Genomic DNA, 22106 nt, shown 5'->3' on the forward strand with positions numbered 1-22106 from the left:
GTTAGGGTGCGTGCAGGTTCCAGCGAAACCTCATTCGCAACTACCGATGGTGGTGCGTGAATTTCGATGACGAAGTCTGACGGGTCCGCGACCATCGCCCTCATCGCGAGTGACGTCGGGGTGTCGGTGACGACGGTCTCGAAGGTGCTCAACGGGCGCTCCGATGTGGCCGCCCGCACCCGCGAGCTCGTCGAGGCCAGCCTCCAGCGGCACGGGTACCGCCGGCGCAGCCGCCGCCCGCCCGCCGTCACCGGGCACGTCGACCTGGTGCTGCACGAGTTCGACACGGCCTGGGCGATGGAGGTCATCCGCGGCGTCGAGGAGGTCACCTCGCCGGCCCGGGTCGAGCTGGTGATCTCCCAGCTCGGCGGCAAGCACCGGCCACCCCGGCACTGGGCCGACGACGTGCTGCACCGCAGCCCGCTCGGGGTGCTGCTGGTGCTCTGCCACCCGACCGAGTCCCAGCGGCGGTTGCTGGCCCGGCAGCGGATCCCGTTCGTCGTGCTGGACACCGACAGCGCCACCGCGGCGTCGGTCCCGACCGTCGGTTCGAACAACTTCAACGGCGGTCTGCTCGCCACCCGCCACCTGATCGAACTCGGCCATCGCCGGATCGCCGTCGTCTCCGGTCCGGCCGACGTGCTCTGCAGCCGGGCGCGTGTCGCCGGGTTCCGGTCCGCCCACGACGAGGCCGGCCTGCCGGTCGAACCGGGGTTCGTCAGGTACGGGGCGTTCACCGGCCAGGCCGGGCACCAGCACGGGCTGGAACTGCTCGCCGCCCCGGACCGGCCCACCGCAGTCTTCGCCGGTTCCGACACCCAGGCGATGGGCGTGATCCGGGCGGCGCGGCAGCTGGGCCTGGCCGTCCCCGCCGACGTCTCGATCGTCGGCTACGACAACGTGCCGATCTCGGCGTGGGCGGCGACCCCGTTGACCACAGTCGACCAGCACATCGCCGACATGGCCGGAACCGCGGCCCGGATGCTGCTCGACCTGGCCCGCGGAATCGACGTCCCCACCACCCGGATCGACCTGGTCACCGAGCTGGTCCTCCGCGAAACCACCGCCCCACCCCCGCCCTTGTCGTCGCCGTCGTTGTCGCTCTCTCCGTCGTCGCCGCCGTCGCTCTCGTCGTCGCCCTTTGCCTGAGGACTGTCGTGGCCGCTTTTGATCTGCCGCTCGATCAGCTCGAACGGTATGCCCCTGATCTACCGGAACCAGCGGACTTCGACGCGTTCTGGGCCAAGACCCTCGTCGCGGCGTCCGGCCCGATCGTCCTCGACGCCCGCCCCGAACCCAACGACCTGGCCCTCTTCGACTGCTGGGACGTGACGTTCGGCGGATTCGACCGGCAGCCGGTCCGAGCCTGGTACACCCGCCCGTCCGGCCACTCCGGCCCGCTCCCGGCGGTGGTCGAGTTCGCCGGCTACGGCCGCGGCCGGGGCCTCCCGCACGAACGTCTGACCTGGCCCGCGGCCGGCTACGCCCACCTGCTGATGGACAACCGTGGCCAGGGCGACCTCTACGGTTGCGGCGGCGACACCCCGGACCCCTCCTCCGGTACGGCACTCGGCGGCCCCGGCCCGGTGACCAGGGGAATCCTCGCCCCGGACGACTACTACTACCGCCGCCTGATCACCGACGCGTTCCGTGCGGTGATGGCCCTGCGCGAGTTGCCGGACGTCGACCCGGCCCGCATCGCAGTGATCGGAAACAGTCAGGGCGGTGGCCTGGCCCTGGCCGTGGCGGGCTTGATCCCGGACCTGGCCGCGGTGCTGGTGTCAGCCCCGTTCCTGTGCCACTTCCAGCGAGCGGTGTCCTTGACCGACCTGGCCCCCTACGGCGAGATAGCCACCTACCTGTCCGTCCACCGGGACGCCGAACCCGCGGTGTGGAACACCCTGTCCTACATGGACGGCGTCCACTTCGCCCGCCGGGCGACCGCCCCCGCCCACTTCGGCGTCGGCCTACGAGACACGGTCTGCCCACCGAGCACAGCCTTCGCCGCCTACAACGCCTACGCATCCCCGGACAAGACGATGCACACCTACCCCTACAACGGCCACGAACACGGCGACGCCACCCACACCCGCTCCCAACTCCGCTGGCTCAATCCCCGGCTGAACCCCACCTGACGGCCACTTTCCGCCGTCAGTGCGCGGACAAGTCGCATGTTGATCGCCCGGCGGCGTGGTGTGGCTGTTCTTGGGCCGGAGTTGATCGCCCGGTGGCACGGCGTGGTTGGTTCTTGCTGCGTGCAGCGAGGGTGGGAGCACACGTTGGTGTATTGCGTGCCCTGGTCGTCGCTGCCGCGTGGATGAACGCTCACGATCGGCCGATCGTGAGCGTTTGCCCTTGCTGGGGCAACGACCGGAGCACACGATCGGCCATTGTGTGCGCTGGTCGACGCGGCAGAGCGCCACCGGGTGATCATCCTGGTGGGAGCAGGGCTGCGGAGCGGGCCGTCCGCGGGCCGAGAGGTGAACTCGGCGAGCCATGACCGGGGCGGTTCCTGGCGGGACGTGACCGCAGCTCGCAGACCCCTGACCGGGAGAGGTCTACCCTTCCGGCCATGGTGATCAACGATCCGGGTCCACGCGTGCTGAGGCTCCGGGAGACAGTGGAGAGTTTGACCGCCTTTCACCTCGCCGACGGCCGGGCCCGGCTGGCGGCGGTCTGCTTCGACGGCACGATCAGGGCCTTGGACCCGGTCACCGGTGAGCCGACCACCACGTTCCGCCAGGTGCAGGGGGCGGCGAACGGCATCGCGGTGTGTCGCCGCCCCGGGCGCGAACCGGTGCTCGCGGTGGCGACGGACGAGGGCGTGGAGTGGTTCGACACCGTCTCCGCCGAGCCGTGTCACTGGCCCACGGTGGACGACAACGTCTGGGGTCTGGCGGTGGGCCGGGGCGGTGAGGTGCTGTACGCCTCGGGATACTTCCCGCCGGCGCCGATCCACCGGTGGGACGCGACGACCGGCGCGATGCTTGCTCCCCTCGGCCGCCACGACGACCATCTCGTTGCACTCGCGGTGCTCACCCGGTCCGACGGTACCGAGATGATCGCGTCAACCGGCTGGGCGGGCGGCATTCAGCGGTGGGATCCGGTGACCGGCGAGACGTGTGGTTCGCCGCTGCATGGGCACGAGGCTTTCGTCCACGAACTGGGTGCGGCACGCCTGCCCGACGGCCGGCTCCTGCTGGTGTCTCTCGACTCCGGCGGTGAGCTACGACGATGGGACGCCGTGACCGGTGAGCAGATCGGCGGCGCGATCAGGGGACTCGAGCAGCTCGGCTCGGGCCGGAGCCTTCTGGTGATCAGCACCGGCGGACGGCCCCGCATCCTCGTCTCCGCCGGCGGCGTCATCCGGCAGTGGGACGCCCTCACCGGTGCGGCACTGGCCGACATCGCCGAGGGTGACGGCCCCGTCCTGCTCGACCTCGATGGTGTGCCGACCATCGCGGCCACCTGCGGCGACGGGATTCTGCTGCACCCGTTGCCGCGCTGATCGGTGGTCAGGCGGGGACCGGGCGGGGGCGGGACGGCTGGGCGGCCAGGGGGATCGTCACCGCGATCACCGTTCCGGGGCCGGACGGGTTGTCGGCGGCGGTGATGGTGCCGCCGTGGCGGTCGGTTATCCGTTTGCAGATGGCCAGGCCCAGGCCGGTTCCGGCGTAGTCGGACGTGCGGTGGGCGCGGTGGAAGTTCTCGAACACCGCCTCGTGCTGGCCGGCCGGGATGCCGATGCCGTTGTCGGCCACGCAGACCTGGATGTCGTCGCCGTCGGCGGTCGCGTACACCATCAGCTGCGGGACCACCCCGGGTGCGGTGTACTTGATCGCGTTGCCGATCACGTTCTCGAACAGCTGGCGCATCAGCGGCTCGTCGGCCCGGACCACCGGCAGCGAACCCAGGGTGATCCGCGGGGCCGGGGCGCCCGTGCTCTCCGCCTGGTCGACGCGGGCGGCGGCGATATCGGCGATCACCGTGGTCAGGTCGACGTCGGTGAGGTCGAGGCGGCCGTCCCGGGCGGTGGTGTAGTTCAGCAGGTCGTTGATCAGGTTGCGCATCCGCGCCGAGGCGCGGCGGATCCGGGTCACGGCCGGGCCGGCGCCTGGCACGTCGGCCAGTTCCTCGGACCAGCCTTCGACGGTGGTCAGCGGATTGTTCAGGTCGTGGGCCACCACCCCGGCGAAAGCGGTCAGCTCGTCCCGCTGGCGGCGTTCGGCTGTCACGTCGCAGAAGACGGTCACGGCGTACCGGATGCCGTTGATCAAGTTGGGCATCGGGGTGGCGTGCACCGCGAGGGTGCGGCCCTGCGGGACGGACGCGTTCCGTACCACGATGTCCATGGAGTGCGGTTCGCCGGTGGCCAGCGCCCGCTGGTACGGGAATTCGCCGTCCGGGACGAGGACGCCATCGGCGCGGAACAGGCCGTAGAAGGCACTCTCGCGGATCTGGCCGGTGTCGCTGGTGACGCCGCCGAGCAGCTCGTCGGCGGCCGGGTTGCGCAGGATCCAGCGGCCCTCGGAGTCGACCACGGCCAGGCCCTCGGTCATCGAGTCGACCACGGTGCGCAGCATCTCGGCCTGGCCGGCGGCCTCCCGGCGGGCGGTGTGCAGGTCGTCGACGAGACGGGTGCGTTCCTCGCGGCCGAGCGCGACGGCCAGGCCGACCACGGCGACGACACCGACGAACAACTGGACCACGAGTCCGCGGGCCAGCGGTGACCCGATGGTGGCGAACGGGCCGTAGCCGTTGAGGGTGAAGACCACGGCCAGGCTGCCGAACAGCAGGTCGTGGACGATCACGAAGGAGGTGTGCAGGCGCAGCCCGGCCCACACGGTGACGACGAGCAGCGGGAACGCCAGGGGCAGGCCGTGGTTGACGCCGAACGCGACGACGTAGGCGGCCGAGGAGACGGCGAGCAGGGCTGCGTACTCACCGCGGCGGGACCAGGGTGTGCGGGCCAGCGTGTCGCGGATCGCGTCGCCGCGCCGGCCCGGGTGGCCGGCCCAGTACCGTTTCACCAGATAGCCGATCTGCAGGCCGGCTGCCCCGATCAGCAGGGTGCTGACCGTGTTGCGGGTCATCCACACCGCGGCCATCGGCGCCGAGTAGGCGCCGGTGACCAGCCGGATGCCGGTCGGGCCGATCAGAGCGCCGGCGGCCGTGCTGATCGTGGCGATCGACAGCAGCCGCCAGAGGTCGGACAACCGGGAGACGGGTTCGGTGCCGCCACCACCCCACAGGTGTGGCAGCCAGCGCCCGAACAGCCAGGCGAAGACGCCCGCCTGCACCACGTTCGCCACTGTCACGAACGCGGCCAGCAGGGCGGACGTGCCGGTGGCGACGTTGACCGCGAACGTCACCGCGGCCAGCAGGGCGATGTCGAGGCCGAGGAGCCGGGCGCGGCGCTGCACCACGAACCACACCGCGGCCACCCCGGCCGCCGGCCACACCAGGCTCAGGTTCGAGTGATCCATGGCGGTCAGCCGGCCGAGGTACGCCGCAGCCAGGTAGAGTCCGGCGAACCCGGCCGAGCGCAGCAGCATGCCCGACTGTTCGGCAGCATCTGCGGGTCAGCAAAGCAATCCGGGCGTACCGCCGTGGTCAGATCTTTGCGCCGACCGACGGGTTGTTGGACGGGACCAGGAAGCTGGACGACCGGATGGCGCCGTCGGCGGCGCGGGCGCCGGTGATCGTGGCGGCGTCGGTGCTGGTCAGCGTCCAGGTGCCGCCGATGTTCCAGGAGTTGCCGGAGGCGGTCGACGAGCCCAGCGCGACCGCCGTGGCGTTGCCGACGGCCAGGTTCGCGGTCAGCCGGGTGGTCGAGCCGCCGTCGACGTCGAAACCGGTCTTGACGTTCTTCCAGGCGGTGCTCCGGTTGATCGTGATGGCGCCGGTGTTGCCGTTGTCGGTGAACCCGTGCGCCGCGTTGCTCCACGAGAACGTGTTGCCGACCGCGTGCGCCGCAGCCGGCCCGGTGCCGCTGCTGCCGCCGAGTTTGAAGCCGTTGCCGTCACCGGAGAAGTTGGGGATGCTCCACCGGTTGTAGCCGTTGCCGTAGGCGAGACTGTTCTGGATCGTGATCGGCGACGTGAACGCCCACGCGTCGAAACCGTCGTCGACGTTGTTCCACAGCCGGGCGCCACGGACCACGTTGCCGGCGCCGGTGCCCTCCTTGATGCCGAGCCCGTCGGCGCTCTCGCCGTTCTTGCGCGGGTCCCGGTTGCCGTACGAGTCGAGGTTGACGATCAGATTGTTCGCCGAGCTGTTCTGCAGCTGGAAGCCGGTCTCGTAGTTGTCCCTGGTCACGAGCCGTTCGAAGGTGTTGTTGTTGCAGTTGGCGCAGTAGATCCCGTACGGCCCGTTGATGATCTCCAGGCCGGTGAGCTTCCAGTAGGACGCCTCCATGTGGATCGCCCCGCGCTGGGCGGCCGGGATGGTCGAGCCGACCGCGCCGGGCGTGTAGCCGAGCGCCTCACCGTCGATGATCACCCGCTCGGTGCCGTACGCGGTGAGCGTGATCGGCGCCGACGAGGTGCCGCTCTTGGTGATCTGGATGTTGGACGCGAGTGCGTAGGTGCCACCGCGCACCGAGATGGTCCCGCCGGCCGTGATCAGGCTGACCGCTTTCTGGATCGTGGCGAGCGGCGCGGCCTGTGTGCCGGCGTTGGCGTCGTTGCCGCTGGTCGCCACATACAGCGTGGTGGCGGCCGATGCGGGCACCTGGAATACGGCGGACAGGACCACTCCGGTGATCGTCGCGGTCAGCACATTCCGCAATTTCATGGGGATTCTCCTGGTGGGGACGGGGGAGGCGCGACAAGGGGGAATGCGCTTTCCCGCCCGGACCGTACGACACCCATCGGAACAAGTCAATCGGTCACGGTTGGCAGTGGGTGCACTGCAACAATCCTGCAAACGCAAATCATTGACGCTCTTGGATGCGCAATTTTATGGTCGCCCCATTCCCCCTTCCCCGGAGTTCTGACATGCGAAAATCCCCATGGATCATCGCGGTGGCCGGCTCGGCCCTGCTCGTCACGGCCGTGCTCAGCGGCCCCGCCCACGCCGAGACCCTCTTCGGCGACGACTTCGACGACGGCAACGCCGACGGATGGAGCCGCAACGGCGGCGCCTGGTCGGTGGTGAGCGGCGTCTACCGGCAGACCGCGACCAGTGGCGCCGCCCGCGCGCTGGCCGGCACCACCTCCTGGACCGACTACACCGTGCAGGCGCGGGTGAACACCACCGGAACCGCCGGGGTGGCCGCCCGCGCGACCTCGACCAGCCAGTACTACACGCTCGTGGTGACCGCCGCCGGAACCGCCCAGCTCCAGCGGGTGTCCGGCGGCACGGCGACCGTTCTCGGCAGCGCGGCCGCCGGGGCGGCGACCTGGCGGACCCTGGCCCTGACCGTGCGCGGCAACACGCTGACCGGCCACGTCGACGGGGTGCAGCTGGTGCAGGCCACCGACAGCACGTTCGCCTCGGGCCGGATCGGGCTGGTCACCACCGGTTCCGTCGCGGGCTTCGACGACGTCACCGTCGACACCACCGCCCCCGGGCCGGGACCGTCGACGTCACCGACCTCACCCACTCCGCCACCGCCCGGCGGCTGCGCGGTCACCGGCACGGCCACCGGCTTCGCGGCCGGCACCACCGGCGGCGCGGGCGGCCCGACGGTCCAGGTGGACACCGCCGCCGAGTTGCTCTCCTCGATCGCCGCCACCGGCCCGCTGACCATCTGCGTGGCCGGCACGATCACCCTGCCGGCCGGCATGTACGACGTGACCAGCGACAAGTCGATCGTCGGCATCGGGTCCACGGCCGGGATCACCGGCGGCGGTCTCAACATCGGGCTGCCGGTGTCGGAGGTGACGGCGCCGCCCGCGAACGCCGTGCACAACGTGATCGTGCAGAACCTGTCGTTCCGCAACGCCAGCGACGACTCGATCAACGTGCAGATGTTCTCGCACCACGTGTGGATCGACCACAACGACCTGGCGCAGGGCTACGACGGGCTGATCGACATCAAGCGCGGCTCGTCGCTGGTGACCGTGTCGTGGAACCACACCCACAACCACACCAAGAACATGCTGCTCGGGCACGACGACTCGAACTCGGCACAGGACACCGGGCGGCTCAAGGTGACCTACCACCACAACTGGTTCGACCGGACCCCGCAGCGCAACCCGCGGGTGCGGTTCGGCGAGCCGGTGCACGTCTACAACAACTACTACGTGTACAACACCGACACCGGCGTGGCCTGCCAGAACAACGCCGGCTGCGTGGTCGAGGGCAACTACTTCGAGGACGTCGAGGAGCCGGTGACCAACACGTACGCCGGGCCGGCCGGCCGCTGCGTGGCCCGCAACAACGTCTTCGTGGGCGAGTCGGGCGCCCCCGATTGCAGCGGGACCGTCCAGGAGCCGTCGACCTTTTACAGCTACACCCTCGACGACCCGAACCAGGTCAAGTCGATCGTGACCGCCGGCTCCGGCGTGGGGAGGCTCTGATGATGCACGCCATCGTGTCACTGCTGCTGGCTCTGCCCGCGGTCCCGCTCCAGGCCGCAGCCGCCGACGGGTTCGCGGCCGGCACCACCGGCGGCGTGGGCGGGGCGACCGTGGTCGTCGACACCACCGACGAGCTGCTGACCGCGATCGACACCGTCGGACCGCTGATCATCCAGGTGTCCGGGACCATCGCGATCACCAGCAAACAGGGGGTCCGCCCGAACAAGACGATCCTCGGCGTCGGCTCGAACCCCACGATCACCGGCGGCGGGTTCGACTTCTACCGGTCGTCCAACGTGATCGTGCGGAACCTGACCTTCGTCGACGCCGAGGACGACGCGATCAATGTCGGTCAGCAGTCGCATCACATCTGGATCGACCACAACACGTTCGTGCGGCCGGTGGACGGGTCGATCGACATCGTGCGCGGCGCCGACTACGTGACCGTGTCGTGGAACCACTTCGCCGGCACCGACAAGAGCATGCTGATCGGGCACTCCGACGGCGCCTCCGGCACCGACGTCGGGCATTTGAAGGTGACCATCCACCACAACTGGTTCGACGGGTCGCGGCAGCGGCATCCTCGGGTCCGGTTCGGCGAGCCGGTGCATGTCTACAACAACTACTTCGACGGCAACGAGCTGTACGGGATCGCGTCCACGATGAACGCCGGTGTGGTGGCCGAGGCCAACTACTTCGCGAACGTGCCGTACCCGTGCTTCTCCACCGGCGGGTACGCCGACAGCGGGCCGGGCCGCCTGGTCCAGCGGTCGAACGTGTTCACCTCGTCCGGCACGTGCCAGGCCGGCGGAACCGTCGCCGAACCGTCCGCCTACTACTCGTACACGCTGGATCCGGCCGCGTCGGTCCCGTCGCTGGTGCAGGCCGGCGCCGGGGCGGGCAGGATCTGACGGCCGGACATCAGTTCCGGCAGCAGGGTGTCCCGCAGCGTCTCCAGGGCCCGCGTCTCGGTGCGCAGGGCGGCCATGTGCGCGAACGCGGCGCCGGCCCGCGCACCGAACGCGGCCAGGCGCCGCGGGTCGGGCACGTTGATCCGGAAGTCGGCGGCGTCGGCGGCGTTCACCCGCTGCCGCCCCGACGACCCGGCCATCTTGCGCACCGCGTGATCCCGGAACCGCACGTCCCGGGCCAGGAAGTACGGGAACTGCGGCGGCACCCCCGGCCGCGCCCGCAGCACGATGAACTCGGTCGACCCGGTCGCCGTCTCGTCACCGTCGAGGAAGTCGACGTAGCCGGTCTTGCCGTTCTCCAGGCACGGGGTGATCCGGGCCAGCAGCGTGTCGCCGTTGCGGAACCGGCTGCCACCGCGCGGCGCGCGGCGCGACCACGTGCCGATCCCGGCGACGTGCGTGGGCAGGGCGGCCATGTCCACGTACGGCGCGCCGCCGGAGTCCGGCCGCGGGGTCCGCGGGTTGAACTCGACCAGCTCGGTGACCGGCACGGTGCCGCCGCCGGTGACCGACAGCGCCTCGAACCCGGCCCGCAGCAGCTCCTCGTAGGCGGTCACCACCCGGTCGTTGATCTCGATCTTGTCGTCCAGCGCGGACAGCACCGCGACGATCCGGCGCTGCTCGGCCAGCGGCGGCACGCGCAGCAACTCGGCGTCGAGGAACCGCCCGAACTGGAAGTTCGCGATCCCGGTCGACTGGTTCTCGTAGTCGCCGGCCCGCCCGGACAGGTACATGTCCCGCAGGCCGTAGTAGGCGTACCGGGCGTCGACGACACTGGTGTCGAACCGGACGAGCCGGCAGAAACTCGCCGGGATCACCGGATGCTCGAACGCCGGCAGCACGTCCGGTCCGACGAACAGCGCCCGGCCGGTGGTCTGGCCCCGGGCGGCGCTGCCGCCGGAGATCTCGAGCAGGACATCGTCCGGCCGCACCCGCCGCGGTTCGATCAGGGTGCGTTTCTCCCAACGGCGAGGGACCGATTCGGTACGGCCGGAGCGCACCGCCGCGAAATCGGTGCCCCGGATGACCGCGACCGGGGCGTGCCCGTCGGTCTCCCGGTCGATGCCCCAGCCGCCGCCGCGGGCGAAGAGCACCAGGTCACGGTACGGGCGACGGGTCACGGCAGATCCCGCAGGCGGTCCCGGAGCACGTCCTCACGGCGGCGCGACTCGTCCAGGCACGCCTCCAGCTCCTTGGTGAGGCGGGCGATCCGGTCGGGCAGCGGCTCGGCGGCCGGGTCGGTGCCGGGTGTGCCCACATACCGTCCCGGGCTCAGCGCGTGGTCCCGCTGACGGATCTCGTCGAGGTCCGCCGCGTGGCAGAAACCGGGCGTGTCCTCGTACGGCATCGTGGTCTTGATCGTGGGGTTCCGCCAGGCGTCGAAGGTCCCGGCGATCCGCTCGATGTCGGCGCCGGTCAGGACCCGCTCGGTCCGGCTGGTCATCGTGCCCAGCCCGCGCGCGTCGATGAACAGCACCTGCCCGCGGCGCTCGCCCTTGTCCCGGGCCAGGAACCAGACGCACGCCGGGATCGCGGTGGTGCGGAACAGGTTCGGCGGCAGCGCCACCATGCACTCCACCAGGTCGTCCTCGACGATCGCCCGGCGGATGCCGCCCTCACCGGCCAGCCGCGACGACATCGAGCCGTTCGCGAGCACCACGCCTGCCCGGCCGCGCGGCCCGAGTTTCGCGATGATGTGCTGCAACCAGGCGTAGTTGGCGTTGCCGCGCGGCGGCAGCCCGTGCCGCCAGCGTGGATCGTCCTCCCGGCGCGGCCAGTCGCTCATGTTGAACGGCGGGTTGGCCAGCACGAAGTCGGCGCGCAGCCCGGGATGCCGGTCGTCGGTGAAGGTGTCGGCCCACCTGTCGCCGAGGCCGTGCGGGTCGAGGCCGTGGATCGCCAGGTTCATCTTCGCCAGCCGCCAGGTGCGCTCGTTCGCCTCCTGCCCGAAGACGGTGATCCGGTTGCGCCGGCCCGCCTGCACGAACATGCCGCCGGAGCCACAGCACGGGTCGTACACCCGGCCGTGGTCCGGTTGCAGCATCGCCACCAGCAGTTTCACCACGCTGGCCGGGGTGTAGAACTCGCCGGCCCGTTTGCCCTCGGCGCGGGCGAACCGCTCCAGGAAGTACTCGTACACCTCGCCCAGCACGTCCTGGGCGTCCCCGGTGAACCGGGCGCCGCCGATCACCCCGACCAGTTCCCGCAGCCGGTCCTGGTCGACGTTGTCCCGGTCGAAGATCCGCGGCAGCACCCCGGCCAGCGCCGGGTTCGCCCGCATGATCGCGTCCATCGCGGCGTCCAGCAGCGTGCCGATCCGGTCACCGGTGTGCGCGGCCACATGCTCCCAGCGGGCGTCGGCCGGCACCCGGAACACGCTGCCGGCGGTGTCCGAGACGTACTTGAGGAAGACCAGCCCGAGCACGAACTCCTTGTACTGGGCGGCGTCCACCGAGCCGCGCAGCTTGTTCGCCGCCTTCCACAGAATGTCCTGGATCAACTCTGGTCCGTTCTGTCGGGGAGGAACCCGTACCGTACGTCGAACCGAGAGGGCGACCCGGCACGTACCACCCGGCGGCACGCGGGCGATTTCACTCGCGGGAAATCCGCGCCGTGTCAGAATCGGGCCGTAATCGGTGGGAAGACCTGGTCTTCCGGACCGTTCCGGTGACGATGGTCGATGAAATACGCTGGCATTGTCGCTCGCCGCGGCAACGATCGATGGACAGGGAGTGCGCGTGTCCCAGGACCGGGTGAGCCGACATCAGATCGAGACCCGGGACGACCGAGTCCTCACCTTCGACGTCACCGGCCATCCGGACGGCTCACCTGTCTTCCTGTTGCACGGCTCGCCCGGCAGCCGGATCGGCCCGCGCCCGCGTGGCAGCGTCCTCTACCGGCTCGGCATCCAGCTGATCAGTTACGACCGGCCCGGCTACGGCGGCTCCACCCGCCACCCGAAACGCTCGGTCGCCGACGCCGCCGGAGACATCGGGGCCATCGCCGACTCGCTCGGCCTGGAGCGGTTCGCGGTCGTCGGCCGGTCCGGGGGCGGCCCGCACGCGCTGGCCGCGGCAGCCCGGATGCCCGACCGGGTGAGCCGCACGGCGGTGCTCGTCGGGATCGCGCCGTCCGACGCCGAGGGCCTCGACTGGCTCAGCGGCATGACCGACGGCAACGTCCGGGAGTATGAGACGGCCGACAACGACTGGCCGAAACACGTCGAGCGGCTGCGGCTGCTGGCCGACCGGGCCCGCCGCGACCCGGAGTTCATGGTGGCCAACCTGCGCCGCCAGATGACCGCCCCCGATCGTCAGGTGGTCGACGACATCGCGATCCGCCGGCTGCTCACCGAGACGTATGTGGAGGCGTTCGCGCAGGGCCCGTTCGGCTGGATCGACGACGTCGCCGCCTTCCGGTCCGGGTGGGAGTTCCAGCTCTCCGACGTCACCGGCGAGGTGCTGATCTGGCACGGCGCCGACGACAACTTCTCGCCGGTCAGCCACGCCCGCTGGCTGGCCGAGCAGATCCCGCAGGCGGAGGTCCGGATCCAGGCGTCGACCGCGCACTTCGGCGCGGTCGAGGTGCTGCCCGAGGTGCTGCACTGGCTGGTCGCCGGGCGGCCGCTGGTGGCCGCCCGGCACTGACCCGCGCGAGCCGGAGCCGCTGCGGCGACTCCGGTCAGACCGTCAGAACGGGTGCGGGTCGAGCATGCGGTGCAGGTAGCGGCCCTCGCCGAGAGCCACCACCGCCGGGTGGGAGTCGCCGAGCGCGTGTTCCATCCGGTCGGCGACGTCGGCGTCCTCGAGGATCGGCTGACCGGCGGCGCGGCGCATCAGCGCCCGGTTGGCGGCGCAGCGCAGCGTGTCCGGATGGTCCGGGCCGAGCACCTCGCGGTGCCGCTGCATGGTCGGCTCGATGATGCGCAGCGCGGTGGCCAGCTCACCGGTCTCGGCGTGCAGGACCGCCAGGTTCAGTTCGGCCGCCAGCGCGTACGGATGCCGCGCCCCGAGCACCTCGCCGAGTTCCCGGGACGCCGTCCCGGCGAGCTCCAGGCCCTGCGCGAGTTCGCCCTTGGCCCGTTGCGCTGCGGCCAGGTTGTTCAGGCAGACCAGAGTGTGCGGGTGCCGCAGGCCGAGGCTCGCGCCGTACGCCAGCCGCACCTCCTCCAGCTCGCTGATCGCGCTGCTCACCTCACCACCGGCGAGCAGGCTGACCGCCCGGCTCAGACGGCACGCCAGCGTGTCCGGGTGGGTCGGGCCGACCGCCTCGTTGAGCTGCTCGTACGCCTCCTCCAGCAGCGCTGCCGCGGTCCGCTGCCGGCCGAGCGACCCCAGTGACACCGCCCAGTTGGCCTTGGCGCTGAGCGTCCGGTACGAGGACGGCCCGAACACCCGCTCGTGCTTGTGGGCGATCTCCTCCAGCAACTCGGCGGAGAGCTGGTACTCGCCTGCTTCGCGCAGGTCACGCCCGAGGTTGGTGCCGGTGCCGAGCGTACGCGGATGATCCTCGCCGTTGATCGTCTTGTTCCGCTCGTAGAGCTCCTCGTCCCGGGCCCGGGCGGCCCGGAAGTCGCCGGCCAGCCGCTGGGTGGTGGCCAGGTTGTTCAGCGCCGACAGGGTCCGCGACGAGTCCTCGCCGAAGTAGTCCATCCATGCCGCGTAGGTCTTCTCGTCGCGTTCCTGTGCCTCGCTGTACCGGCCCAGCGCCCGCAGGTCGCCGCCGAGGCCACCGGCGGTCATCAGGGTGTGCGGGTGGGTCGGGCCGAGCAGCTCGGACTGTTCGGCGAGGACCCGCTCGTCGAGGGCGCGGGCCTCCTCGAAGTGGGCCGACTCGCGCAGGATGTTGGCGACGTTGAACCGCAGGTTGAGGATCTGCCGGCGCAGCGACGTCCGGCCGGCCTCGTCGGTCTGGTCGAGCAGCATCTCGTTCCACCGGCGGTCGACCTGCTCGCCGAGCTGGCGGCCCTCCGGCAGGGCGCCGTTGTACCAGAGGTACCGCACCCGGTCGATCATCAGCTGGCGGACCTGCTCGTCGTCGCACTCGGCGGCGTCGGACATCTCCAGGTGCGGCCACAGCATCCGGAACCGGGGCCACGACCGCGAGTCGTCGATCTCGTCACGCGGCCGCAGCCCGGCCAGCACCAGATGGATCTCGTGCCGGGCCTGCCGCAGCTCCTGCGGGGTCATCCGGTTGCGGACCACGTGCTGGAGGAGCCGGTGCACCTGGATCTGGCTGCGCGCCCGGTCCAGTTTCAGCAGCGCCAGCCGGTTGATGTGCTGGACCAGCGCGTGCCGGTACAGCCGGACCGACATCTCCTTGTCGTAGCGGCCCAGCAGCTCGGCCAGCTCGTCGCTGATGATCAGGTCGAGGGTGATCTCCGGGGCCAGGATCGAGCAGAGCTGGAGCAGCCGGTACGCCGCCGGGGACCGCTCCTGGAGCAGCTCCAGCGACAGGCTCCACACCTGGTCGACGGTCCGGTCCGGGCCTTCCCGCTCGACCCGGCGCAGGTACTCGTTGACCTGCTCGCCGGTCTCCGCGAGCCACGCGCCGGTGGCCGCCACCGCGATCGGCAGGTCGCCGAGCGCCACCGCGATCCGTTCGGCCTGATCGGTACGGATGGTGGCGACCCGGGCCTTGAGGTGGGCGACGCTCTCGTGCCGCTGGAACACGTCGATGGTCATCGGCTGTGCCCGCTCGCCCCACTCCCGGTTGCGGGAGGTGATCAGCACGTGGCCGGGGCCGTGCGGCAGGAACGGCAGGACCTCCTCGACCTCCTCGGCGTTGTCGAAGATGATCAGCCACCGGGTGTGCGGGCTGCCCTGTTCGAGCGCGCTGATCACCGACCGGGCCGCGTCCAGCACGCTGGTCTGCGGTGTGGTCAGGCCGAGCGCCTTGCCCAGGTCGGACAGGGCGATGTCGATGAACTTGGTCTGCTCGGCGTCGACCCACCACACCACGTCGTAGGAGTTCTTGAACCGGTGGGCGTACTCCAGGGCGACCTGGGTCTTGCCGATGCCGCCCATGCCCTGCAACGCCACCTGAAGCGTCGGCGGCGGATTGCCGGACACCACCACCGGCCGGCCGCCGCGCAGCCGGGCCCGCAGTTCCCGCAGGTCCTGCTCGCGGCCGGTGAACCGGGCGTTGCGGACCAGCGGGTTGAACACCGCCGGCGGCCGGCCCGGGAAGCGGACCCCGATCGCCTGCGGGTCGGTGTCGCCCACGCTGCGCCCGACCAGGCGCAGCACCCGCTCCATCGCCAGTTCCATCGGTTTGCCGCTGATGAACGCGGACGCGGCCAGCGGGTAGGCGGGCAGCGGCGAGATGTCGTCGACGTACACGGCCAGCGAGGGCCGCGCGTCGACCCGGCTGCGGGGCACCACGTCGTTCGGGGCGCCGGCGGTGGAGTGCGAGACCAGGGTCATCCGGCGGCCGCTGACCTCGCCCGAGGGGTGTCCGCCGGCGTCGTGCACCCGGATGCCGGCCGCGGCCAGCAGCCCGCCGATCCACTCGGCCCAGGCCAGGTCCTCCGGCGCGTACTCCAGGGTCACCTCCTCCTCGGTGACCGGCGCCTGCCGTACGAACCGGTTCACCGTGCGGGTGCGCAGCGCCTCGTCGAGGACCGGCATGGCGGTCACCTCGCCGTCGGTGATGTGCGCGGCGAGCCGTTCGTACGCCGCGAGCAGCGACGTGGTCTGGCCGGGCGGGTCGCCGAACGTCGCGAGGATCTCCTCGTAGGCGTAGAAGGCCCGGTACGGCACCTCGACCGCGTTCCAGTAGCGGCTGCGCTCGACCGGTGACATGCCGTCCGGCAGGCCGGGGAACCGCTGCATGGCCAGGGCCCGCCCGGCGTCGGCCTTGTCCTTCTCGGCCGGGTCCACCCGCATCGGGACCGGCAGCACCCGGATGTCGCGCTGCAACGTGTTCTGGGCGACCTCGACCGCCACCTGGGAGGCGCCGACGATGCCCTGCTCGCTCAGGGTGAAACAGTTGACCAGGACGTCCGGCAGCTGGACGGTGCAGATCGAGGCGACGTCGCTGAGCCCGGTCCGGCTGTCGATCAGCGTGTAGTCGTAGTTGGCCCGCATGTCCTGGCGCAGCGCGTCCAGGAACAGCCCGCCGCCGAGCTGCTCGTAGAAGTCGTCCCAGTTCATCCCGGTGAGGCTGGCCGCGTACTTCGGGTTCTGCCGGCCCGCGGACAGGAAGTCCAGGTGACCGCCGGCCGGGAAGTGGTCCCAGTCGACCGAGAAGGCGTGCTCGTGCACCCGGGCCAGCCGGCGCCGCCAGTCGGGTTCGAGCGGCTTCTTGGCGGCCTCCCACTCGTAGGCGCGGACCATGTCGATGACGCCGCTGGCCGACTCCACCGCCTCGGGGCGCACGAACGGCCCGAAGAACCGGTGCAGGCCCGGCGACTCCAGGTCCCAGTCGGTGACCAGCACCCGCTTGCCGTTGGCGGCGAGGATCCAGGCCACATTGGCCAGTGCCATGGTCCGCCCGGTGCCACCCTTGAACGAGTAGAACGTCACCACTTTGCCGGGCCGCTGCTCACTCATCGTCGCTCTTCTCGAATCCGCGTCGTTGCGTTGGGTCGTTGATGCCGAGTCGTGGCCGGGCGGGACCCTCCGGCTGCTGGACGTTGGCCCGCCGGATGAAGTGGCGGCGGGCCTCGCTCACCACCGACGGCATCAGCCTGGCCAACTGTTCCACATCGAGGGCGCGGTACACACGGGCCGCGCCGAGCTCGGAGAGCCGCGCCTCGGCCCCGGCGAGCAGGTCCGCGCCGCTGCGTTCGTACCGCGGATCGTCGCGGTCGGCGACCAGCACCGGGGTGACCCACCGGTGCAGGTGGCCGCGGAACACGTCGAGCCCGGCGGCGCCGGCCGGCTGCCACGGGTCGACCAGGATCATCGCGGGCGAGCCGTCCAGCACCTTCATCTCGTCGGCCCGGTCGACGATCCGGACGGCGAGGCCCTGCTGCTCGGCCCGGGTCGCGGCGAACTCGGCGAGCGGCACGTCGGGTGTGCCGCGGTACGGCTGCCAGGTCGCCGTGGCGCCGCGGCCGGTGCTGACCGCCACCACGAACGGCGTCTCCCCGGTCGGCAGGTCCGGCACCGGGACCTCGTCGAACGGCACGGTCCGGCTGGCCGGCAGCCAGCGCCGCCCGGTCACCTCGACGATCCGGTGCGCGATCCGGCCGATGACCCGGTCGTAGAGGTGCCGGTAGGCGCTGAGCCGGCCGAGCGCCCGCAGGCCGTTCTCCGCGTACTCCGGGATGCCGGCGCCGATCGGCAGCGCCGCGCTCGCCTCGGCCGCCTGGGCCCGGTCGGTGACCGGCAGCCACAGCACCGGGACGACGTGCGAGCGGGCCAGCGTGGGCCGGTCCGGGAAGGCCCGGCCGAGCCGTTCCAGGAAGACCGCCCGCTCCCGCATCGGCCACGACTTGAGGAAGTAGCCGGGGGAGTAGAGCGGCACGAACACCTCGGCCCGGCCCAGCTGCTCGGCGATCGTCGCTTTCGAGGTGGCGCCCGGCGCGAGCAGGTCGTCGACGAACCCGACGGTCGCCGGATCGGCGCCGAGCTGCCGGGCCACCGCGGTGGACAGGTCGTCGAAGCAGTTGCGGACCCAGATGTCGGTGTCCCGGTTGCCCGGCGACGTCCCCGGGGCCGACTTGGCGTAGGACAGGAAGAACCGGCAACGGTCCGGCGGGATCGGGTTCACGTGCCCTCCCTGAAACTCGTGCGCAGGCCCGCCACCCCGTCCGGCACGGCCGGCTCGACCCGGTACCGTCCGTGGATGCGCTGGATGTGCATGGCCAGTTTCCAGACGATCGCGTCGTAGATCGCGGTCTGCCCGGTCCGGGCGACACCGAGCAGCCCGTCGGTGAGGTAACGGGCGGTCCAGTCCTCATCGGGCAGACCGGTCGGGGTGAACATCCGCACGGCCGCGACCGGCGGCGGCAGCGCCTGCTCGAACGGCGTCCACAGCACCGGGACGATCGCGCTCTCGCCGCCCGGCGCCGGGCCGCCGCGCGGCAGCACCCGGCGGCGCGCGAACACGTCCCACTCCAGCGGGCACCAGGTGCTGTGGAACAGGTATGGGTACGACACCAGGCACACCATCACCTGACAGGTGCCGGCCGCCTGGAGCACCGTCTTCTGCCACAGGTCGCCGCCGCCCCGGCCCAGGTCGAGGAAGCCCGGCTCACCGCCGACAGGCGACCCGATCAGCTCGTTGACCAGCTCGCTCAGGTCGTCGAAGAGCCGGATCACGTTGCGGTTGGGCTCGCGCGGCGGGCCGACCGAACGGGTCCGGTCCGGCCGGGAGTAGCTCAGGAAGAACACCGGCGCGCCCGGGTCGTCCACAGTCGCATCGGTCACCCGCCGTCCTCCTCCCATCGCCGGTTCTCAGTCAACCACCGCACCGCAAAATCAACCGCCCCACGCAACGGCGTCAGCAGCGCCTCGGTCCGCCCGATCCGGCCGCGCCGCGAGCCACCGGTACGGTCGAACGCCGCCCCGAGCGACGCGAAGTCCCGGTCGTCGTGGTCGATGCCGAGGAAGTGCTCGGTGACCCGTTTGCCGTCCCGTTCGACGAAGCAGGTGTACTGCTTGCGCCGCGGCCACCGCACCCGTCCCTCCGCCAGGTGCAGCCCGGTGCACCGCTCCCAGCCGCAGCCGATCATCAGCTCGTACGCCCCGGCCCGGTAGAGCGCGCCGACCGGCGAGCGTTCGCCGAGATGGCAGTCCAGGTCGTGCACCGCCATCAGCTCGGCCGCCCGCGGCCCGGTGGCCGCGAACGAGGTCTGTGGATGTCCACTGCGGACGGTACCCGGCGCGGTGCGGACATGCTCGGCGAACACGCCCATCCCGGTGGACGGTGTCGCCGGGGTGAAGCCGGGCATGGTGTCCAGGTAGCGGGCCAGCTCGGGCGGGCCCATCCCGCGGGTCGCCGCCCGGAACGCCGGGCTGGTCGTCGAGTTGTGCGCGGTGTGCGTGGGCACCACGATCGTCGCGCCCGGCCCGGCCACCTCGCGCAGCGCCGCCAGCAGCGCGCGCGGGCCGTCCCGGGGCGGGCCGAGGCGGCGCAGCGACACGTGCACCACCACGTCGCCGGCGGGGAGCCCGAGCGCCCGCAGATCGGCGGCCAGGGCGGCCTGGTCCGGTCTCACCCGGGCCACTCGCCGATCGTCGCGGCCAGCCGGTCCAGGAACCGCCGGCCGTCCGCGGTCAGCGCCCCCGAGCCGGACAGCTGACCGATCGCCGCCACGGTCCAGTCCCGGTACATGTCGTAGTGCTTCTCGGCGCCCGCCTCGCCCCGCCCGGCCCGCCGCCGCCAGATGCCGGCGACCGCCAGGTGCGCGTAGATGCCCTGCAACACCAGCTCGGCCGGCCGTGGATCGGGCCGCCAGCCCACCTTCACCAGCACCTCGCTGTCCGGGTCGACCAGGTCGACCAGGTCGAGGACCGCGCCCAGTTTGGTGTGCTGGAACTCGTGCACCAGCATCACCGCCAGTGCCGCCGGGTCCGGGGTGAGGGCGATGCCGAGCGCGCCGTACGCCTGCCGGGAGGTGGCGCTGCGCAGCGTCACCTGGTCCGGGACCAGCGGGGTGAGCACGGTGAGCCCGGCGGCCAGCCCGGCCGCGTGTTCCGGGGCGTCGGCCAGCACCGACGGCCACGCCGCCCGCAGCGCGCCCGCCCAGGCCGCCCGATCGTCGCCGGTCAGCGTGCCGGTGGGTGGCCAGCCGTGACAGTCCCGGTACGGGTCGGCGTCCTCCAGCCGCACGGTCAGGTCACCGGCGGTCACCGAGGCGGTCGGCGCCAGCCGGGCCGGGTGGTCGCCGCGGATCGTCAGGCTCGTCACGCCGGGCGGCACGGTCAGCGTGCCGAGAGTCGGCAGATGCACCCGCCCGTCCCGGGGCGTCACCGGCACCTTCGCGTCCACACCGGCGATCAGCGCGGCCGCCGCCACCACGTCGGCGAACCGCTCCGGGCCGTCGTGCCCGCCCAGGAGGCGGACCGCCCACGCCCTGACGAACGGGTGAGCCAGCACCCGCCGTACCGCAGCCGGGTTTTGATCGTCGATCTCGGACAGCAGCGACCACGACGCGTCCGGCAGCCGGTCCGCCGCCGCGACCAGCAGCGACCTGGTGATCGCCTCCTGGGCGGCGGTGAGGTGCGCGACGGCGTCCGCGCCGCCGCCGCCCGAGGCCAGCTCGTCGAAGACGGACCGGGGCAGATCGGACGGGCCGGGGGTCGCCATCGCGGTGATGAGTCCTTTCAGATCGGTGCAGTAGACGGACGGGTTGTCGAAGCCGGAGCCGGTCCGGAACCGGTGCGCGAACAGGCCGCCGCCGCAGCGCGCCACCACCGGGCAGGCCCGGCACGTCGCGGACAGCCCGGCCAGGCCGCTCTGCCGCAGCCGCATCGCCGGCGTCGCGGCCAGGTCGTCGACCGAGGAATCAAAAACGGTCAGACCCGTCGCGGCCGCGCCGTGGAACGCGGTCTTCATCGAATCCGGCTGCTCCCACGACCCGTCGGTCTCGACCACCGCCAGGTCGCCGCGGTCGGCGCCGACCGACTCGACGCCGCTGTCCCGGCCGGCGGCGGTGGCATGCAGCGCGTCGAACAGCCGGATCGGCACCGGGCGCCCGTCCGACAGCCAACGGCGATAAACCTTCAGGAGCCATTGAGCGTACGGCGTACCGCCCGCCGAAAACGGCGGAGGCCGATCCCAGGTCGCGTGCGGAAGCAGCAGGTCGATCCGGGGCGGCTGCTGCGCGAGCAGCGCCTCGTACACGGCGATCGGATCGGTGCGCACGTCGATCGTGCACAGGATCCCGGCGTACGCGTCCCGGAACCGCGGCGACCGCAGCAGCGCCAGGCCCCGCAGCGTCCGGTCGTGGCTGCTCGCCCCGTTGCGGTACCGCCGGTGCAGGTCGTTGGCGGCCCGGTCACCGTCCAGCGACACCCCGGCGCGGACCCCGAATTCCAGCAGCAGCTCGGCCATCGGCTCGTCGAGCCGGATCCCGTTCGTCTGCATCCGCAGATCCAGATCGGTCACCGCGCCCGCCACCGACCGGAGAACCGTCAGCATCTCCCGCAGCCGGGCCCGGCCCAGCAGCAGCGGCTCGCCACCGTGCAGAACCACCCCGACCGCGGGCAACCGGTGTCGCGCCGCGTGTTCGGCGATCCGGGCCGCCGCACGCTCCACCACGGCCGCCGACATGATCGCCGGCCGCTCCCGCCAGGTCTGGTCCGCGTGCTCGTAGACATAGCAGTGATCGCAGGACAGATTGCAGAGCTCGTGAACCTTGAGGACGAACTGGCGCACCGGCCGGGCCGGCGGCGCCGCGCGCTCAGATGGCCGACTGGAACGCGGAGACGTCAGAAGGCCGCTCCCGTGCCGCCACCCGGTCCGCCGGAGCGGCCGACCGCATGATCCGATTGACAATTCCGGTGACGTCCCGCGCGGCCCCGCGATCCAGCGGAACGGGCACGGTCATCTGGCGTGATGTGGGTTCTTCCACGGCGCTTGTCTCCCCGGTGACCGGTGGTGGGCAGGGAAGCTCGCCCGATCGGGACGAGCGGTTCCTAGAGCATAGACAGCCCTC

The 22106-nt window shown here is 71.6% G+C and carries 15 protein-coding genes; 6 read left to right on the top strand and 9 right to left on the bottom strand.

All coding sequences use genetic code 11. The features are described from left to right. Positions 1 to 66: 66 nt before the first annotated feature. The 3 genes from AB0E94_RS34075 to AB0E94_RS34085 all read left to right on the top strand — a co-directional run bounded on the left by AB0E94_RS34075 (position 67) and on the right by AB0E94_RS34085 (position 3508). Positions 67 to 1149, top strand: coding sequence for a substrate-binding domain-containing protein (locus AB0E94_RS34075; RefSeq protein ID WP_360335028.1), 1083 nt, complete (start codon positions 67 to 69; stop codon positions 1147 to 1149). A gap of 8 nt (positions 1150 to 1157) precedes the next feature. Then, entirely contained in the window at positions 1158 to 2135 is a 978-nt protein-coding gene (locus AB0E94_RS34080; protein ID WP_360335030.1) for an acetylxylan esterase, read from the top strand. A 494-nt stretch (positions 2136 to 2629) separates the two neighbouring features. After that, positions 2630 to 3508 (top strand): hypothetical protein, encoded by an 879-nt coding sequence (locus tag AB0E94_RS34085; protein WP_360335032.1) that lies wholly within the window; start codon positions 2630 to 2632, stop codon positions 3506 to 3508. Positions 3509 to 3515: 7 nt separating this feature from the next. Here AB0E94_RS34085 and AB0E94_RS34090 read toward each other — a convergent pair whose 3' ends face one another. Beyond that, positions 3516 to 5555 carry an ATP-binding protein gene (locus tag AB0E94_RS34090; protein ID WP_360335034.1) on the bottom strand — a complete coding sequence of 680 codons (2040 nt, stop codon included), beginning with the start codon at positions 5553 to 5555 and terminating at the stop codon, positions 3516 to 3518. A gap of 58 nt (positions 5556 to 5613) precedes the next feature. Next, the gene (locus AB0E94_RS34095) at positions 5614 to 6795 is read right to left on the bottom strand and encodes a right-handed parallel beta-helix repeat-containing protein (protein WP_360335036.1); all 1182 of its coding nucleotides are present in this window, start codon (positions 6793 to 6795) and stop codon (positions 5614 to 5616) included. 203 nt (positions 6796 to 6998) lie between these two features. Here AB0E94_RS34095 and AB0E94_RS34100 point away from each other — a divergent pair, with 203 nt between their 5' ends. Both AB0E94_RS34100 and AB0E94_RS34105 read left to right on the top strand, forming a co-directional pair. Continuing rightward, on the top strand, positions 6999 to 8525 hold the full coding sequence (locus AB0E94_RS34100) for a family 16 glycoside hydrolase (protein WP_360335038.1): 1527 nt from the start codon (positions 6999 to 7001) through the stop codon (positions 8523 to 8525). Next, positions 8525 to 9436: a pectate lyase gene (locus tag AB0E94_RS34105; protein WP_360335040.1), complete on the top strand. Its 912-nt coding sequence runs from the start codon at positions 8525 to 8527 to the stop codon at positions 9434 to 9436. The genes AB0E94_RS34100 and AB0E94_RS34105 overlap by 1 nt, the downstream gene beginning before the upstream one ends. Here AB0E94_RS34105 and AB0E94_RS34110 read toward each other — a convergent pair. Further along, positions 9361 to 10617 carry a hypothetical protein gene (locus AB0E94_RS34110; protein WP_360335042.1) on the bottom strand — a complete coding sequence of 419 codons (1257 nt, stop codon included), beginning with the start codon at positions 10615 to 10617 and terminating at the stop codon, positions 9361 to 9363. The genes AB0E94_RS34105 and AB0E94_RS34110 overlap by 76 nt on opposite strands. Further along, the gene (locus AB0E94_RS34115) at positions 10614 to 11996 is read right to left on the bottom strand and encodes a type I restriction-modification system subunit M (RefSeq protein ID WP_360335044.1); all 1383 of its coding nucleotides are present in this window, start codon (positions 11994 to 11996) and stop codon (positions 10614 to 10616) included. The genes AB0E94_RS34110 and AB0E94_RS34115 overlap by 4 nt, the downstream gene beginning before the upstream one ends. A gap of 238 nt (positions 11997 to 12234) precedes the next feature. On the opposite strand from AB0E94_RS34115, the gene AB0E94_RS34120 reads away from it, so the two are divergent. After that, positions 12235 to 13143 carry an alpha/beta fold hydrolase gene (locus tag AB0E94_RS34120; RefSeq protein ID WP_360335046.1) on the top strand — a complete coding sequence of 303 codons (909 nt, stop codon included), beginning with the start codon at positions 12235 to 12237 and terminating at the stop codon, positions 13141 to 13143. 42 nt (positions 13144 to 13185) lie between these two features. Here the strand turns inward: AB0E94_RS34120 and fxsT are convergent, their stop codons facing one another. The 5 genes from fxsT to AB0E94_RS34145 are packed head-to-tail and all read right to left on the bottom strand — an operon-like array spanning position 13186 to position 21826. Beyond that, positions 13186 to 17049 carry an FxSxx-COOH system tetratricopeptide repeat protein gene (gene fxsT, locus AB0E94_RS34125; RefSeq protein ID WP_360335048.1) on the bottom strand — a complete coding sequence of 1288 codons (3864 nt, stop codon included), beginning with the start codon at positions 17047 to 17049 and terminating at the stop codon, positions 13186 to 13188. Next, a complete protein-coding gene (locus AB0E94_RS34130; RefSeq protein WP_360335050.1) occupies positions 17042 to 18214 on the bottom strand; it encodes a TIR-like protein FxsC in 1173 nt (390 codons plus the stop codon). The genes fxsT and AB0E94_RS34130 overlap by 8 nt, the downstream gene beginning before the upstream one ends. After that, complete coding sequence (locus tag AB0E94_RS34135) at positions 18211 to 18873, bottom strand: hypothetical protein (protein WP_360335052.1); 663 nt, start codon at positions 18871 to 18873, stop codon at positions 18211 to 18213. The genes AB0E94_RS34130 and AB0E94_RS34135 overlap by 4 nt, the downstream gene beginning before the upstream one ends. Next, positions 18870 to 19673, bottom strand: coding sequence for an AAC(3) family N-acetyltransferase (locus tag AB0E94_RS34140; protein WP_360335054.1), 804 nt, complete (start codon positions 19671 to 19673; stop codon positions 18870 to 18872). The genes AB0E94_RS34135 and AB0E94_RS34140 overlap by 4 nt, the downstream gene beginning before the upstream one ends. Next, positions 19661 to 21826 carry an FxsB family cyclophane-forming radical SAM/SPASM peptide maturase gene (locus tag AB0E94_RS34145; protein ID WP_360335056.1) on the bottom strand — a complete coding sequence of 722 codons (2166 nt, stop codon included), beginning with the start codon at positions 21824 to 21826 and terminating at the stop codon, positions 19661 to 19663. Before AB0E94_RS34145 ends, AB0E94_RS34140 begins: the two co-directional genes overlap by 13 nt. Between the last annotated feature and the right edge of the window lie 280 nt (positions 21827 to 22106).

Source organism: Actinoplanes sp. NPDC026670 (genome assembly GCF_040638175.1).
Taxonomy (GTDB): domain Bacteria; phylum Actinomycetota; class Actinomycetes; order Mycobacteriales; family Micromonosporaceae; genus Actinoplanes.